15 protein-coding genes are annotated in these 16697 nt (G+C 33.9%); 3 read left to right on the forward strand and 12 right to left on the reverse strand.

Translation table 11 applies throughout. From position 1 onward, the window contains the following. Positions 1 to 150 precede the first annotated feature (150 nt). Positions 151 to 1179, forward strand: coding sequence for an L-sulfolactate dehydrogenase (gene comC, locus IJE13_RS05570; protein ID WP_292778090.1), 1029 nt, complete (start codon positions 151 to 153; stop codon positions 1177 to 1179). A 489-nt stretch (positions 1180 to 1668) separates the two neighbouring features. Here the strand turns inward: comC and IJE13_RS05575 are convergent, their stop codons facing one another. The 6 genes from IJE13_RS05575 to IJE13_RS05600 all read right to left on the reverse strand — a co-directional run bounded on the left by IJE13_RS05575 (position 1669) and on the right by IJE13_RS05600 (position 7460). After that, positions 1669 to 2061 (reverse strand): hypothetical protein, encoded by a 393-nt coding sequence (locus IJE13_RS05575; RefSeq protein WP_292778092.1) that lies wholly within the window; start codon positions 2059 to 2061, stop codon positions 1669 to 1671. A gap of 32 nt (positions 2062 to 2093) precedes the next feature. Continuing rightward, entirely contained in the window at positions 2094 to 2477 is a 384-nt protein-coding gene (locus IJE13_RS05580; RefSeq protein WP_292778094.1) for a putative zinc-binding protein, read from the reverse strand. Positions 2478 to 2592: 115 nt separating this feature from the next. Further along, a complete protein-coding gene (locus tag IJE13_RS05585; protein WP_292778096.1) occupies positions 2593 to 4512 on the reverse strand; it encodes a DNA-directed DNA polymerase in 1920 nt (639 codons plus the stop codon). A 55-nt stretch (positions 4513 to 4567) separates the two neighbouring features. Next, positions 4568 to 5626, reverse strand: a complete 1059-nt coding sequence (locus tag IJE13_RS05590; protein WP_292778098.1) for an AI-2E family transporter — start codon at positions 5624 to 5626, stop codon at positions 4568 to 4570. A gap of 71 nt (positions 5627 to 5697) precedes the next feature. Beyond that, positions 5698 to 6507, reverse strand: coding sequence for a dihydroorotate dehydrogenase electron transfer subunit (locus IJE13_RS05595; protein ID WP_292778100.1), 810 nt, complete (start codon positions 6505 to 6507; stop codon positions 5698 to 5700). Between the two features lie 41 nt (positions 6508 to 6548). Then, a complete protein-coding gene (locus tag IJE13_RS05600; RefSeq protein ID WP_292778102.1) occupies positions 6549 to 7460 on the reverse strand; it encodes a dihydroorotate dehydrogenase in 912 nt (303 codons plus the stop codon). Between the two features lie 337 nt (positions 7461 to 7797). Here IJE13_RS05600 and IJE13_RS05605 point away from each other — a divergent pair, with 337 nt between their 5' ends. Continuing rightward, the gene (locus IJE13_RS05605) at positions 7798 to 9030 is read left to right on the forward strand and encodes an ATP-binding protein (protein WP_292778104.1); all 1233 of its coding nucleotides are present in this window, start codon (positions 7798 to 7800) and stop codon (positions 9028 to 9030) included. A gap of 112 nt (positions 9031 to 9142) precedes the next feature. Further along, positions 9143 to 9787: a fibrillarin-like rRNA/tRNA 2'-O-methyltransferase gene (locus tag IJE13_RS05610; RefSeq protein ID WP_292778106.1), complete on the forward strand. Its 645-nt coding sequence runs from the start codon at positions 9143 to 9145 to the stop codon at positions 9785 to 9787. Between the two features lie 908 nt (positions 9788 to 10695). Here the strand turns inward: IJE13_RS05610 and coaBC are convergent. From coaBC to IJE13_RS05640, 6 genes are all read right to left on the reverse strand, one after another. Beyond that, positions 10696 to 11880 (reverse strand): bifunctional phosphopantothenoylcysteine decarboxylase/phosphopantothenate--cysteine ligase CoaBC, encoded by a 1185-nt coding sequence (gene coaBC / locus IJE13_RS05615; protein WP_292778109.1) that lies wholly within the window; start codon positions 11878 to 11880, stop codon positions 10696 to 10698. A gap of 103 nt (positions 11881 to 11983) precedes the next feature. Next, a complete protein-coding gene (locus tag IJE13_RS05620) occupies positions 11984 to 12532 on the reverse strand; it encodes a PsbP-related protein (protein ID WP_292778111.1) in 549 nt (182 codons plus the stop codon). A 41-nt stretch (positions 12533 to 12573) separates the two neighbouring features. Then, positions 12574 to 13338: a hypothetical protein gene (locus tag IJE13_RS05625; protein ID WP_292778113.1), complete on the reverse strand. Its 765-nt coding sequence runs from the start codon at positions 13336 to 13338 to the stop codon at positions 12574 to 12576. Between the two features lie 224 nt (positions 13339 to 13562). Beyond that, positions 13563 to 14390 carry a prephenate dehydratase gene (gene pheA / locus IJE13_RS05630; RefSeq protein ID WP_292778115.1) on the reverse strand — a complete coding sequence of 276 codons (828 nt, stop codon included), beginning with the start codon at positions 14388 to 14390 and terminating at the stop codon, positions 13563 to 13565. A 254-nt stretch (positions 14391 to 14644) separates the two neighbouring features. Beyond that, a complete protein-coding gene (locus IJE13_RS05635; protein ID WP_292778117.1) occupies positions 14645 to 15466 on the reverse strand; it encodes a CBS domain-containing protein in 822 nt (273 codons plus the stop codon). 215 nt (positions 15467 to 15681) lie between these two features. Further along, a complete protein-coding gene (locus IJE13_RS05640) occupies positions 15682 to 16599 on the reverse strand; it encodes a CBS domain-containing protein (protein WP_292778119.1) in 918 nt (305 codons plus the stop codon). Between the last annotated feature and the right edge of the window lie 98 nt (positions 16600 to 16697).

The raw sequence follows: 16697 nt of genomic DNA on the forward strand, positions 1-16697 counted from the left end.
TAATTAAAAATAAAAAATAACATAAAATTCCAATAATAATTTTAAAAAATTTAAAGATTAATTACTATTTATTAATCTTAAAAAATGCATTAAAAAAAATAATAATTACAAAGATATTTCAACAAATGCCAATCATTAAGGAGGGAAAATATGAGAATTAGTGTTGAAAATGAGAGAAAACTTGTAAATGAAATCTTGGTCAATATTGGAGTGCAGGAAGACCATGCAAAGATAATTACCGAAGCGACCTTAGACTCTGACTTGAAAGGTTTCACTTCACATGGACTTGGAAGATTCCCACAATACATCAGAGGAATCAACAACGGTTTCATTGAAACCAAAGGAGACTACGAAGTTGTAAAGGATGAGGATTCCATTGCATTGATTGACGGTAAAAGCCTATTCGGACAATACATTGCACATGAAGCAATGATGATGGCAATCAACAAGGCAAAGGAAACCGGTATCGCTGCAGTAGGTACATTCAATTCAAACCACTTTGGAATAACCGGATATTATTCCGACTTGGCCATTAGAAATGACATGATTGGTATTGTAATTTGTAACACTGAACCTGGAGTAGCACCTTTAGGCGGTAAAAAGGCTATTCTTGGAACCAACCCAATAGCTATTGGTATCCCTTCTGAAACCTACATTGCTGTAGATATGGCAACTGCTGTAAGCGCAAGAGGAAAGATCCTTGAAGCTAAAAGAAAAGGTGTCGAAATTCCTCCAAACACTGCAATTGACAAGGATGGAAATCCTACCACTGATCCTGAAGCTGCATTAGGCGGTTCAATCCTTCCATTCGGTGGAGTAAAAGGATACGCTTTAAGCTTCATGATTGAAATCATGTGCGGCCCTCTCGTAAATGCTGCATTCGGTACCCATGTGACCGGTACTGCAGGAGATTACAAGGAAGACTGTAACAAAGGGGACTTGTTTGTAGCAATCAACCCCGCTAAATTCGTTTCAATTGACGCATTCAAGGAACAGGTCGAGGAATTCGTCAAGGAAATCAGAGAATCCGGTGACACATTCGTACCAGGAGACCTTGAAGTCAGAATGATTGCTCAAAATGAGAAAAATGGTTTGGAAATAGATGAAAAACTCTATGAAACCTTAAAGACCATTTGTGATGCTGAAGATATTGATTTAGACAGTTACTTGACTGACTAGATTAAAGTTTAAGAAAAAGTTTGAACAAAACTTTTTCAATTTATTTTTTTTTTACAGCTTTTTTTATTTTTACTATTTTTACTAATTTTACTATTTTTACATATCAACTGTTTCTAAGAAAAAAGATATTTTAAAATTTTCTCATTTTTCACTAATTTTTTTAAAATTTTTATGAAAAAAATACTAAAATTATGACATTTCAATTACTATAAAAATTTTAATAATAAAAGTTCATTAAATTATAGTTTATATTGATAAGTATTAAAATAATTAATCAAATAATGAAAATACTAAAAGTTTGAATAATATTGTTAATTTTGATAATAGGTAATCTACATAACACAAATGAAAAATAGAAAAATAGTTAAAAAGTGAAAAAACGATTTTGTGAATATGTGAAATTTAATAAAAAAATAAATTATGAAAATATGAAAGATGAAAATTTTTAAAAAATTGAAAAAAAGAAATAATGAAAAAATTTTAAAAAAATTAAATTGCACAAGATGGTGCAAAACCTATATCATGTAAGAATTTATCAAGACCCTTTTCTGCCATGACCACATCATCGACCAGACAGAATATTCCTAACTTGCCCTCTTTGATGAAAGTTGAAAGTTTGCTTGGATCATCTAACAGTTCAGCTGCATCATCTTCAGCAACTGTGAAAAACAAATCTGTTTCCATCATGTTGAGGGAACTATTAACATTGAACTTTGAATCAATAGCTCCTTCTGTTCTTTCTACAAGCAAGAAATTCTTATCGCTCTCACCAACAAAGAATGCGATTTTAGTCCCTGGGCTTAAGACTGCAAAATATTGTTCTGATTCTTTTATGAAATTATCCCATAGATTATTATCATGAACTTTAACCGGCTTTACCATAGAAATCACCTAAAGTGAAAAAATATATTAAATTATAAATCGAATTCATTGATCTTATCTTCAATGATTTCCTTGACAATCTTTACACAGATTTCCCCTTCATCATCCAATCTTGCAGCATCATTTGCCTTGTATTCTGTTTCAGCCAAAATGTCTCCAACATTGAGCTCATCAATGACTTCCACACCTTTATCCCTTAGAATCTTTCCAACACAATTTCCTTCACAACCATTGATTGCCAAAATCGGATACTTGTCAAGAACTCTTGTAAAACCTTCAACATTTGCGGAAGTTGAACCCATGCAAATGGATAGGATCTCCACATCATCAATAGCCAAGTCATGAACTGCAACTCTTGCCACCAATCCATTCGGACTCATGCCGCTACATGCTGCCAAAGCAATTTTTTCTTCCATAAACACACATCCTAAATAATAATTATAATGATAATTCTAATGAAAATCTAATGAAATTTTTAAATAATAATTTTAATAATAAATAATAATTCTAATTTTTAACTAATGATTCAAACTATTCCTTTTTCATTTCAGGAACATACTTTGCATAGAAACCATCGGTATCTGCATAAATGGCCTTGAATCCATAAGCCTCAGCTTCCTTCATGGCTTTCTTAATGTGCTGACGTCCCCATGCTGTAATGGACTGTGCACATTCAAATGAATACCAACGGAAACGCAGGAATCCATAAACTCCATACATTGTATTTGCCAAACGCTTTAAAGCCTGCTGCTGAACATCAAGACTCTTCCTTAAAACAGGGTCATCAGTTGCCTTCATCCTATTCTTTACGGCAAACCTTTCATTCAAAATGTCTTCCAAAGCGGATGGAATGAAACCTTGAGGCTCCTTCTTGAACTTGAAGAAGTGCTCAGGTGAGATATAATACTCTTCATCGTTATCAATCTCTGAAGATAACTCTTCCTCTCTTAGATTATCTATATCATCATAGCCGGTTTCAAAGTCTTCAAACTTGGCATTATATGACACATTGTCCTTAACCAAAACATCTGGAGAAATGTTCTTTGAAATAATCAATGTAGGATACAGACTCTTGAAGTCGAACTGAACCAGATTCTCATGCAAACCGATTTCAGGATCCTTCACATATCCCCCAGAATTGCTTCCTCTTTCCTTGATGTTCTTTTGAGTCAAGTTAGGCTTGTTCGGTACAACCTCATCAACTTCATAAGCCTTTCTCACCAGATACCATTCTGCCTGTTGGCCTGTAGCCATACGGGTCACGTCTACGAATGGCTGACCTACAATACGGGTGAGTTCCAAGTTCAACGGCAATGTTTCCTGAGCTATCTTCAATGTTGATACCACATCATCAAGAGAGTATTTGAACAGATTCTTCAGTTCCTTGCCGCCATTGTCCCAGAATTCATATATTCTGTCTCCTGGAACATCTATCTTTTCCTCTCCAAAGAACTCAAAGTAAACCCTCTCTAAAGTGTATCTGTCAAGGGACATGTATCTTCTCATGACCAAATACAAATCAACGTGAAGAAGGCCTTTGAATACTGCTGCATTGTTGAATCCTCTTCTAATTGATTTCATGGTGGAACCATCAACACCAAGGTCCAAGTCAAGACCCCATAACTTTGCCCTATCCTTGAGATATGGGAAGTCAAAGAGGTCAGAGTTATATCCGATGATAATATCAATATTGTTTTCCTTTACGGTTTTGATAAAGGATTCGATCATTTCCTTTTCATTGTCAACCTTTTCTATGAAGTACATTTCAGGGTCGTTTTCAAACTCATCTCCCTTGGTTGAAATTACTTTTCGAACTCCAACATTACTGTCGATTCCAATCATGATGATCTCATCTTCACTAGGATTTGGCATTCCATGAGGGTTTCGAACCTCCAGGTCAAAGCTCATCATCCTGAAGTTTTGAAAATCAGCGTTTGCAGTAATTGGAGATTTGGATAATTTAAGAATTTCAAGAGAATCATTATCGCTATCAATAGTCTCAAATGAATCAATGAGTTCTCCTTCCAATTCCAGTTCAGCCATAGGAACCAATGCATTGTCAATCAGATAACGTCTGTAAAATGGAATGTCATGTTCTCTAAGCTGTTTTACAGAGTCCAGATCCCAAATCTTATCTCTGTATTTAGGTACGTCTTGAGGATGGTTGAAGCTGATTTTAACGAATTCGGTTGGAACCTGAAAGTCCTTTTTAGTTACCTTTTCAAGCTTTACATATTCCACTTCCCCATTATCAGATAGTTCTTCCAAATCTTTTATGCATCTATCAATATTGGATGAAGGCAAAACATACAAGTAAGGAACGAAACTGTCGTCCAATGCAATCAGATTATTGGACTCTCCCCCTTTTACCTTCCCAAATAATCTCATGACTGGCTTTTCGTCATGAGTTATGTAATCAATATCCAAAAGAACTATATTTCTTTTTACCATCCTATCAACCTAAAAATTAATGAAATAATTATTTGATAATTATCAATTTTCTCTATTAATATTCTTCAGTATCCCCTTTATTATCGCTTTCAAGCTCTTCCTTAAGGGACTTGATAACCGCATAAGTTATTCCTAAAATCAATGGTCCTAAAATGAAACCTACAATTCCAAATACATAAGGTCCTGCCATGAATCCAACCAAAAGAATCAATGCATGAATATCAGCATACTTACCAGCCAATGCCGGACGGATATACATATCACTTAGGCTAAGCACAAAACCCCAAATAAGGGTCAGGACTGCCTGTACGACATTGCCAGTTACAAAAACATCATAAGCTGCCAATCCCCAGTAAATAGGCCATGGCCCGAATATAGGAATCAATTGAAGTATTCCAGTGATTACTCCCAAGAGCAATGCAAACTGATATCCTAAAAGGGCATAACCAATTCCTGCCATTATACCAATGATTACTGCTGTCAGGAAGTGACCATAGAAAATGCTTTTCAATACATTTGCAATCTCATCGATTGTCTTGTCAAAGAAGTCCTTATGGGCATCTGGAACAAATGCAAACAAATATTCCCAAACACCGTCTCCATCCTTAGCAAAGTAATATATTGAACAGAACAATACAAATAGTTTTATTATAATGTCTGAAAAGCTTTTAGCCAAAGCCACAATGTATTGCAAGATATAAGTGAAGCCTTCCTGCAAGTATAGGGAAATTGAATTGAAGAAGTTCTGTGCGGTCAATTGCACATCAACCGGCAAACTGCCCACAATATTTGAAAATCCTTTATCCAAAGTTACTTCAGAGCCGCTTGGATTAGAAGCCAGATACATTGTAGCGAAATTGGAAATATCCCAAAATACATATCCGAGCAATAAGATCAATGGAATGACAACCAATATTATCGCCAAAATGATTGAAATTGAAGGATACTTCAATTTGGTCTGTATTCTTCCAGCAACCGGCCTAACACCATAAGCTATCATTGCCCCTAACAATACCATATTCAAGACTGGAGCAATGGTAATGAATGAAAGTATCAGCAAGACCACTATGATAATAATATGCAAGCCATATTTGTTTTCACTTAAATTAAACATAATATCAAAACTAATAATAAGTTCTATCTAATAATCTTAAATTCTATTTTAAATAATCTAATTAGTCCTATTTAAAAGTATTGTTTTAATCCAGAGGCAGTTCTATGGAACTTACCAAACTCTACGATTTGTGAAACCTGATCTGATGAGAAAACAGGCCCTTCAGCACATATTCTCCAACCGGTATTGTCTACACAGCATTGGCCGCAAACACCTATGGCACATTTCATATAACGTTCCATTGAGTATTCTCCCTCAATCATATTGGCTTCAAGACTGCCGTACAATGGCCTCATCATTACTTCAGGACCACAAACAACCGCCCAGTCATACTCCTTATGCTCAATCAATTGCAATACCCTATGGATTGCAAATCCCTTGAAACCGCAGGATCCATCATCAGTACAGGTATAAACCTTTGCGCCTTTTGCCTTCAAGCGGTCATTGAACAAGAGTTCATCCTTGGTCTGTGCGGCACAAACAACATCAACTTGAGCTTTTTTCTTCAATGCCTCTTCAGTAAAGGAAGCAATAGGAGCCATTCCAACTCCACCGCCAATGGCCAAGACTTTCATGCCTTTCAAATCAGTGTCAAATCCATTTCCATAAGGTCCTCTAATGCCTAACTTGTCACCTTCCTTCAATGTATGCAAGGCTTCAGTGAATTCACCTACCTTCTTGACGGTTATTCCAAACTCGCCTTCAGCAACATCAATATATGAAATGGACATTGGCTTTTCATCCTTGAAATTCCATACCATTACAAATTGACCAGGAGTAGGAATGTTTTCACCAACCATAGTCCAATCAAAAATAAAGGTTTTAATTGTAGGAGTTTCTTCTATAATCTTTTTAATCTCTATAACTTTAGGTACATTCATCTTATCACCAACAATACCAAACTTTTCAACCTCAATTTAAACTATGGTTCCTTATGAGCAAAACCTACCATTTCACTAATTGAATCAAATTCGCTTTCCTCTATGAATTCTTCCAAGTCACTTGCGACCCTTCCGAATATCTCAGGACCTTCATACATAATGGAGGTTCCAATCTGAACGGCAGTGGCACCGGCATACAGGAACTCCACAACATCGGCATAATTGCGTATTCCTCCAACACCTACAATTGGAATGTCAGTTGCCGCATAGGCATCATAAACGCAACGAACTGCTATCGGCTTTATTGCAGGTCCGCTCATTCCGCCAAACTTATTGGCAAGTATTGGATTTCCGGTCACTATATCTATTTTCATTCCAGGACCTAAGGAGTTGATCAATGTCAATCCGTCTGCTCCACCATCTTCAGCTGCAACTGCAATCTCTGAAATGTCTGTTACATTTGGAGTCAATTTTGCAAGTATTGGAACATCCACAGCATCTTTCACTGCCTTTACGACATTTTTGGTGAGTTCCGGATTCTGACCAATTGATGCACCGTAGCCTTCCATTGCATGAGGACAGGAAACATTGAGTTCAATCATATCAACCAAATCCTCCACCTTTCCTGCAACATAAGCAAATTCATCTGGAGTTGCACCATAAATGGAAGCGATTGATTTGCCCTTTATCCTATTGACCTTTTCCAATTCGTCAATAAAGGCTTCAACACCAGGACTTGAAAGCCCGATAGCATTGATGATTCCTCCCTCTACAGCAACGGTAGTTGGATTTTTATAGCCGTCATTAGGCTCTTTTGAAAATGATTTGGATACAACTGCACCGGCACCAGATTTTATCATCCAATTAAGGGAAGATGCATGACTACCCAATACGCCTGCAGCAAGCATCAATGGATTCTTTAAACTGACACCGCATAATTTAGTTTTTAACATGAATAACCTCCAATAAACATGATAATTTTGATAAGTTGATAATCTTAAAATTCTTTATTATATTAATCATATAATTTTATACTATTTTAATATATGAAAACTATTAGATATAAAATATTTGATTTTTTATGAAAAAATCAGTCCTAATTTAATCAAAATCATAAGAATTTGCAAGAGAATAAGTGAAAATAATGTAAAATATATTAGAAATAAAAATTGAAAAAATAGAAAAATAAGGAAAAATAATGTAAAATATATTAGAAATAAAAATTGAAAAAATAGAAAAATAAGGAAAAATAATGTAAAATATATTAGAAATAAAAATTAAAATAAGATTATGGTATTTTATATAACACAATGTATTGCAGGATTTATTGCATTTGATGAAGATTTTCAAATAGCCAACTATAAACTGTTCAATGAAGAGGATATAGTTTCAAATCTCATTAAAATAGAGGAAAATGAGATTTTGGATGAAGAGATTGAACTGATTAATGAGATTGCATTTGATGAATCTTCTGATGAAAAAAAGATCATCATTGAAACCACTAAAAGAAAATCCCAATATAAGGAACTTGAAAACTATGAAAACATTGAAGTGAAAACTCCAAACAAAGGTGGAGAACACTTAAGAAGCAATATGGATAGTGTTTTAGAAGAGATTGGATTTTCAAAAGGCCAAGAGGAAATCATTCGGATTTATGAAAAACTGGCCATTTACAAAATAAAGAAATCATCACAGGAAGAGGACAAGCTGCTCATTCAGGCAATAAACTCTGTAGATGACATTGATGAATCAATCAGCAAATTAGTCGAACGTATCCGTGACTGGTACACCATTTATTTCCCGGAAATGGATACAATAGGCAATAATGAAACTTATATCAAATTAATAGCTGAAAGCGAAAATAGAGAGGATATCCTAGAAAACTTCAAGGAACATTTCAGTGAAGAGATTGAAGAGAGCACTGGAGCTGACATTGAAGAGGAAGATCTGGAAATGCTTAAAAGCTTTGCAGAATCCATCTATTCACTTCAAAAGTCAAGAAAGGAACTTGAAACTTATATCGATTCCAAGATGGAAGCCATTGCTCCAAACTTAAGGGACCTCTTGGGAGCTACCTTAGGTGCCAAATTGATTGCACATATCGGAAGCATAAAGAGATTGGCCACCTATCCTGCAAGTGTCATTCAAATCATGGGCGCTGAAAAGGCAATATTCAGACACTTGAAAACCGGAGAGCGTCCTCCAAAGCATGGATTGATATTCCAACACCCAAGCGTTCGTGGAGCCAAATGGTGGAATAGAGGAAAAATAGCCAGAAACCTGGCTTTAAAGATCACTCTTGCAGTCAGGAAAGATGTGTTCTCTGGAGAATATGATCCGACCATTGCAGAAGACTACTTGAAAAAGGTAGAGCAGATTGAAAAGGAAAATCCTTTCCCTAAAAAGACTAGCCAAAAAAGGGCAAAAGAAAGAAAATCCGAAAAGGATAAGGGAAAAGGAAAAAGCAAGAAATACAAAGGAAACAAGAAAAACAAGAAGAACAAAAAGAAGAGAAGAAAATAATCAATTGAATTTAAATCTGCAAATTTATAAAATTCCTATAAAACAAAATATAAAATCAAGAAATGAGAAAATCACTATAAAAATTATCAAATTCATATAAAGATGTGAAAAAATGAACATATTTTACAAAGATGGTGAAATAGCTACTAAAAACTTGGCTCCTGGAATTAGGGTTTATGATGAGAAACTCATTCAAGATGGAGATGAAGAGTACAGGATATGGAATCCGAGAAGGTCCAAATTAGCTGCAGCATTATTGAACGGATTGGAAGGGCTTAATCTGGAAAACGATTCAAAAGTCCTCTATTTAGGCGCTTCAACAGGAACAACCGTTTCACACATTTCAGACATTTGTGATGAAGGATTGATCTATGCTGTTGAATTTTCACCTGTCAGCATGAAAAAATTGGTGAGGCTATCCCAAAAGAGAAACAATATCATTCCATTGCTTGCTGATGCCACCAAACCGAAATATTACCTAAACAAAGTTGAAAAGGCAGACCTTGTTTACTGTGATGTGGCACAGGAAAAACAGAGCGAATTATTCATGGATAATATGAATCTCTTCCTAAAGGAAGACGGACAAGGCCTAATTACCATAAAAGCAAGAAGCATTGATGTTATCCAAAAGCCTAAAAAAATATTCAAGGATGAAGCAAAAAAAATAAAGGAAAATGGTTATTCCATTTTGGAAAAGATTAAGTTAGAACCTTATGAAAAGGACCATATAGCTTTTCTTGTGGAGAAATCTTTTTAAAAGAACATATATTCCTTTTTCAAAAAAAACCATTTTCAAAAACCATATAAAACTCTTATTTTAAGTTAAAACCACCATTTTTTTATTAAAATTATAAAATAAAAATTTATTTTATCTAATAATTTGTTTAATCCATTTATTTATAATATTATTAGAAAATATTAATATATCATTCTAATATCAATTATTCAACTACTTTTTATGATTAGATTGTAATTTAAAGCTCTAAAAATCCTTGTTTTATAAGTATTACTTTTATCAAAAAATTTCATTTCAAAAAAGAAAAAATACAATAGATTTTTTAAAAAAAATTGATTAAAATTAACTGAAAATTAAAAATAAAACTAATATAATTTTAAAAATGAAACTTGGAAAAATTTAGCATAATAAACAGTAATTTTAAGTAAAAATAAGAATTTAGTATAATCACGAACAATATCAAAAAAGTATTACTACTGAAACCTTTTTATATAAGAATATTACAAATATATATTTGCTAATGCAATAAAAAAAGAGTTCATAAAAATATCCTCTAGGTTAATTCACTCATAAAAAACACTCCATAATTAAATAACTTAGAGGATTGAACTTTTTTTGCAAAATAAACTATTTTTAATGCTTTTTTTACAAAATTTTATCAAAATTTTAAAAAATATTTCTAATTTTCCCTTATTTTCAAAAATAAGAAAGAACTACTAATTTTTATAAAAAAGTAATACTTTTTTTAATTTTTATCAAAATAAAAGCAAAAAAGAAGTATTAAGAATAATAAAGGAAAATATTTTAAATTTTTAAAGAAAAATAAGGAAAAATATAAGAGAAAAATTATATAACGAACAAAAAAAATCATGACTAAAAATAGATAAAGAAATAATTAAAAAAAATTATGAAAAAAAATAAAGAAATAATTAGTTTAATTTTTTAGAGACCTCATCAAATATTGATTTGGAAATCTCTCTTTTGGAGCTTAATGAAACCTTCTTGACTTCATCGCTTACAAGAATGACTTCATTGGTCTCAGATCCAAATCCGCATCCTTCATGGGAAACATCATTGGCCACTACCAAATCAGTGCCCGCTTCCTGCATTTGGGTTTTAGCGCAATTGATCATCTTCTCTTCTGAAATATTGTATTCAGCCTTAAATCCAACCAGGAATATGTCCTCATTGATCTTCTTAATCCTTTGGATTATCTTTGCAACAGGCTCGAATTCCAATGACAAGTTATATGATGATGAGATCTTGGATTCCTCCTTATTGATTGGAGTAAAGTCAGAAACAGCTGCAGTGGCTATGAAAACATCAAAGTCAGGAATCAATTCATCTATCTTCTCGTTCATTGCACTGGTTGATTCCGCATCAATCACATTGAATGCCTTTGGAATGGAAACGGAATGATGAGCTGCCAATATTGTCAGATTAGCTCCTCTAATGAATGCTTCCTTAGCAAGTTCCAGCCCCATCCTTCCTGAAGACCTGTTGGAAATTCCTCTTATAGGATCAATCTCTTCAAAGGTTCCTCCTAAGCTGATCAATACGTTTTTCCCTGCAATCTTGGATACTTCCTCATCTGCAATGCCTTTTTTTACCTTATCCAAATTAACTGCCCTTACAGATTCAAGAACTATATCCTCAATGGCTGGGAATTTGGCCTTTCCTTCATCAATGCGAGGATTGACAAATCTGATGCCCTCTTCTTTAAGTTTCTCCACATTCTCACTTACCGCATCATACATGGAATCATGCATTGAAGGGACGAAAACAATAGGTGTGTCATGGCCATAAGCGGTAATCAGTAGAGTGCTTACTGGATTGTCAGAAATCTTATATGCAAATTTGCTGATTGTATTTGCAGTAGCTGGAGCAACCAAGATCAAATCGACTTGAGAATACCTTACATGCTCTATCTTTCCAGTCAATTCCAAGACGACTTCCTGACCTGTTGCAAACTCAAGAGCATTCGGATGAATGATCTTTGTCGCTTCCTTGGTCATGAATGCCTTGACTGAATGGCCTTGCCTTCTAAATTCCCTTGCAAGCTTAATGGTTTCAGTTGCTGCAATGCTTCCAGTAACACATAAAACTATTTCCATAAGATCACTTCAATAAATTTAAAATACTTAATTAAAAACAATTTAAAAATAAAAATAGTGAATTGCCTAAGACAATCACTATTGAACCAATTATAAATAACTATTATAATCTAACGCTGTTAATGATAAAATCAAAAGTTCCCACTTCATCATCATATTGGGATTGCGGAGCAGAACATAGGATAACATAAATGTCAGAGCCTTTCTTAAACCAAATGGCCTTATGCTGTTTTGTTATGTTATCTGATACGGAAGTGTAGTCTGCCTCCAAAGCAGGTTCGCCATTGAATGAAACATTACCCATATATAGGATATTGAAATCAGAATTACGAGCTAATATATTATAATTAGAATTGAATTCAGATTGCAATGATTTGGCCTTTGATTTCTTTTCAATGTTCACATTAATGCTATTAAATCCTGAAGAATCTTTTGAATTGGAATCTGCAACTGCCAAAACTGTATCATTGGACTTGGAATTTGCAGCAACCCAATCTCCAGGCATTGATAATGATATTCCATTTTCAGTATAGTTTACTGATTGCTGTGACAAATCCACTTCATTGTCAGTATTGATAGGATTGTTTATAAAAAATGAAATACCTACAATCAATAAAATCAATATTAATCCGATACCAATAATCTTTTTCATATTATATCTCCAAAAAACAATAGTAGTACCATCAATAAAATCTATTCCTCAGTGCTTCCAGATGAACCGCCACCAGAAGAAGAACCTCCACCAGAAGATCCGCCACCGGAACTGCCTCCAGAAGAAGAACCTCCACCAGAAGATCCGCCACTAGAACTGCCTCCAGAAGAAGAACCTCCAGAATCACTGCTAGAACCACTGCCAGAAGATGAACTGGAAGAGGAGCTAGATGAACTGGAAGAACTGGATGAGCTTGAAGAACTTGAATCATCATCTGTAGAACCATACTTAGTGGTATTAGAGTAAGATTTTGTATAATTATAACTGAGAGACTTGTTTATCTTAACTTCCGGGAATGCTGTATCGTTAATGGTTGCCTCATGGCCAGTTAACATATGAGAGACATCCCCGTCTATGCCAATGCTAGACATACCAAAGCCTATACCTGCACCAAAGGCCACAAGCAGGAATACGACTGCCAAAGCTATATACCATGGACTTGTGCTTGAAGATTCCTCCGGCTTTTTAGATACTGTATAAGTCTCAGGATTGTGAATGTATTTCCTAACCAATTTTTCCTTTTCCTCTTGATATCTTCTAGAATCAGCATAATTGGATTTTAATGAAGAAGGAGTTTCCTCTTTTCCTTGCATCGCACGAATTCTATCACTGACTTCAATAGTTTCAAGCTTATGCTCATACTGGTCCCTGAAATAAACATACTTCTCTTCAGAAATAAGACCGGCTTCATAATCCCTTTGAAGATTTTCCAAAATCTGCATAAGCTTCTTTCTATCTGGATTCATACTTCTCCTCCTATATCGATTGATTGAATAAAATACTATAAATTAAAAATATCAAACTACTTATTATTTTTATATATTTATATTATATTAATATATAAATTTCATATTTAATAAACTATACTAAATAAATATGCTAAAAAAATGAATGAAAAATAGAAATATAGTTAAAAAATTTTGAATAAATGTTCTCTGAATGCCTGAAAAGAACCTAAAATTAAAATAAATTATTTGAATAAATCCTCACTGAAAACAGGATAAGACCCTAAAATCTTAAAGAATGAGGTATTGTTTTCCAAATCTTCCAAAATACGTTTTATATCCTCATCTAATCTGTGTCCTTCAAGATCTATGAAAAATATGTAGTGGCCCAATCCCTCTTTGGAAGGTCTTGATTCAATTTTAGTCAAGTTAACATCATTCTCTGCAAAGAGGCCTAAAAGCTCATAGAGTCCACCAGGCTTATCCACAAACAATGAAAATGAAATTGAAGTCTTGTCCTTACCGGTTATTGGAGAATCTTCATGGTCCAAAACAATAAAACGGGTTTCATTATTGAAATTCTCCTGTATGTTTGTATCGATAACCTTCAATCCATAGAGTTCCGCTGCCTTCAATGTTCCAATAGCTGCATCCTCACCGGTTTCAGCAACCCTTTTTGCAGCTGCTGCAGTACTTAATGTATAATGTGCGGTTATTCCATGCCTTTCCAAATAAGGCTGGCATTGCCCTAAAGCCTGTGAGTGTGAATAGACATTTTCCACTTCATCTACACTCATTTCCTTAGCAGCCAATAGGTTATGGTTGATTGGAATGACAATTTCATTCTTGATCTTCAAGTCGAAATTATGAATCAGGGAGTCTAAAGTCAAGCTGACTGGACCTTCAATGGAATTTTCAATTGGAACAACACCACATACACAGTCTCCACTTTCTACAGCACCCATAACCTGCTGTATTGAACAGTAGGAAACCAGATTGTCACTGACCAATGATGCCGCTTCATGGGAAAATGTACCTTGAGGTCCTAAAAATGCTACTTTGTCCTTTGTCATGATTAAACTCCTAATTAAAAAAAATAAATTATTATATTTTGCTTCGTACTTTAGTTTACTATTTCTTATATATTAATCATAGTATAAAAAGGGATAAGGTTAAAATAACTTAAATAAAATAAGTAAATCGAAAAAATAGCTAAAAAATAGTGAATAAATCAAATAAAAACTGTTTAAAATAAATAAAAATAGAAAAAAGAAAAATAAAGCATAAGAAAATCTTATGCTTAAGACTAAAATCAATCGAAAATGACTCATTGAGTTTCAATTTCATAAATCAATTTTAGCAAATCTGATTGAGTTACAATTCCTATAATCTGATCTTCATCATCGACTACAGGGTAACCATTATAACCAGTTTCCAACATCGCATCGGCAAGTGTTGGAATTGTTGCATACTGTGAGATTGTCTCCACATTTGTGGACATGTAATCTCCTGCAATCAACTCCTTGATTTGAGAAGCTTGATACTTGTCAGGAGTGTGTTTCCTAAAGGAAACGAATGCCTTTGCAATGTCTTTTGAAGTTATAATTCCTGCAAGCTCATTGTCTTCAGTCAACAATAGACGTCCTATCTTTGAGTCCATAATGACCTTTCTTGCATGAACTAAACGATCATCTGCAGATATTGAAACAATATCTGTTGTCATAATATCCTTAACTGAAATCTTTTCATATGCTTTTGCCTTGCATAAATATATGAAATCAGATTTAGTTACGATTCCTACCATTTCACCATCGGACATGACTGGAATGGCACCAATGTTCTTGTCAATCAATATCTTTGCCACATCGGTTACATCATCATCCTCATCAACTGTAATCAAGTCCTTGACCATCACAGTTGATACATGGAAATGGGAAGGAGCCATATTACCATATTTAGCGGAGCCTAACTTATCAGCTATATCCTTTTCTGAGATAATTCCGACTAAAACTTTCTTATTGTTTTCATTGGTACTAGTGACTGGTATTCTTGATAAGTTATCCTTATACATCATTCTTAGACAATCACATATGTTTAAATTCTTATCAATAGATACCACGTTTTCAGACATTATATTTTTGATTTTCATACTTTCACCAACGATAAAATACAATGAAATAGCTATTAGATAAATTTGAAATTGAAATAATCATTAAATTTTAATTCAATTCTTATTTGATAATTAAATCTCATAGCGTATCTAATCAAAGATATAAACCATTACCTACCAATAGCTATCTCTTAAAGTTCAACAATAGCTACCTGATTGCAAAGCAATCAACAATTCCTTAAAAAATAATTCAATTATTTGTTAAGAACTGTATTCAAAATATCTCTTTCAGTGACGATTCCCACTAGTTCATCATCATCAACTACAGGAACACCACCAATGTTCTTTTCAGCTAATAATTCACATAAGTCTCCTAATCTAACATTAGATTCAGTTACTAATATGTTTGGTTTAATGATTTCAGAAATTTTTCTTTTCAATACATCTAAACCACTATTAGAGGTCATAGAAGCAAACATTTCTTTATCACCAAAGAATCTTAAGATATCAGTTGAAGTTACAATTCCTATTAGCTTTTCTTCTTCGACTACAGGAATTCTTCTTAAGTTATTTCTTACCATGATCTTGGAACAACTTTCAATAGGGGTTCCAGGAGTGGTAGTAATAACATCTTTAATCATGATATCACCTACAGTTTCAGTAGTCAATGAACCTGCAAGTGCTAATGCGAAATCTCTTTCAGTGACTATTCCCACTAATTTTTCTTCCTTATCTACAATAGGTAAAGATCCAATGCCGTTTTTGGTCATTACATCTACACTTTCTCTAATAGAATATTTAGGGCTAATAGAAATAACATCTCTTGTCATGATTTCCTTGACATGATCATTGATTGCTGCCAAGAAATTGTCATTGTGTTTCTTTTCTATTATGTCAAATTTACTTCCTCCACCAAGGAAGTCAAGAATATCCATAGCAGTTACAATACCCAAAAGTTTATCTGAGCCAGGATGGGTTACTGGTAATCTTCTGAATCCATGTTCAATCATCATTTCAGCAGCTTCCTTGATAGTCTTGGTTGGAGGAATGCTGATCACTTCTCTTTTAGCGAGAGTCATGATTTCCCCTTCATTTTCAGCCACTTTTGTTTCATGTTCAACTGAACCACGATTCATAGATTTTCTCAAGTTTTTAGTGTTTTTGTCTTTCATATCGACACCTCCGGATTTAATAATTCTTCCAGGTCTAAATTACAAATCCTATCATAACAATCAAGCTATAGAACTCTGGGAAATACCATTAACCAGAT

The organism is Methanobrevibacter sp. (assembly GCF_017410345.1).
Taxonomy (GTDB): domain Archaea; phylum Methanobacteriota; class Methanobacteria; order Methanobacteriales; family Methanobacteriaceae; genus Methanobrevibacter.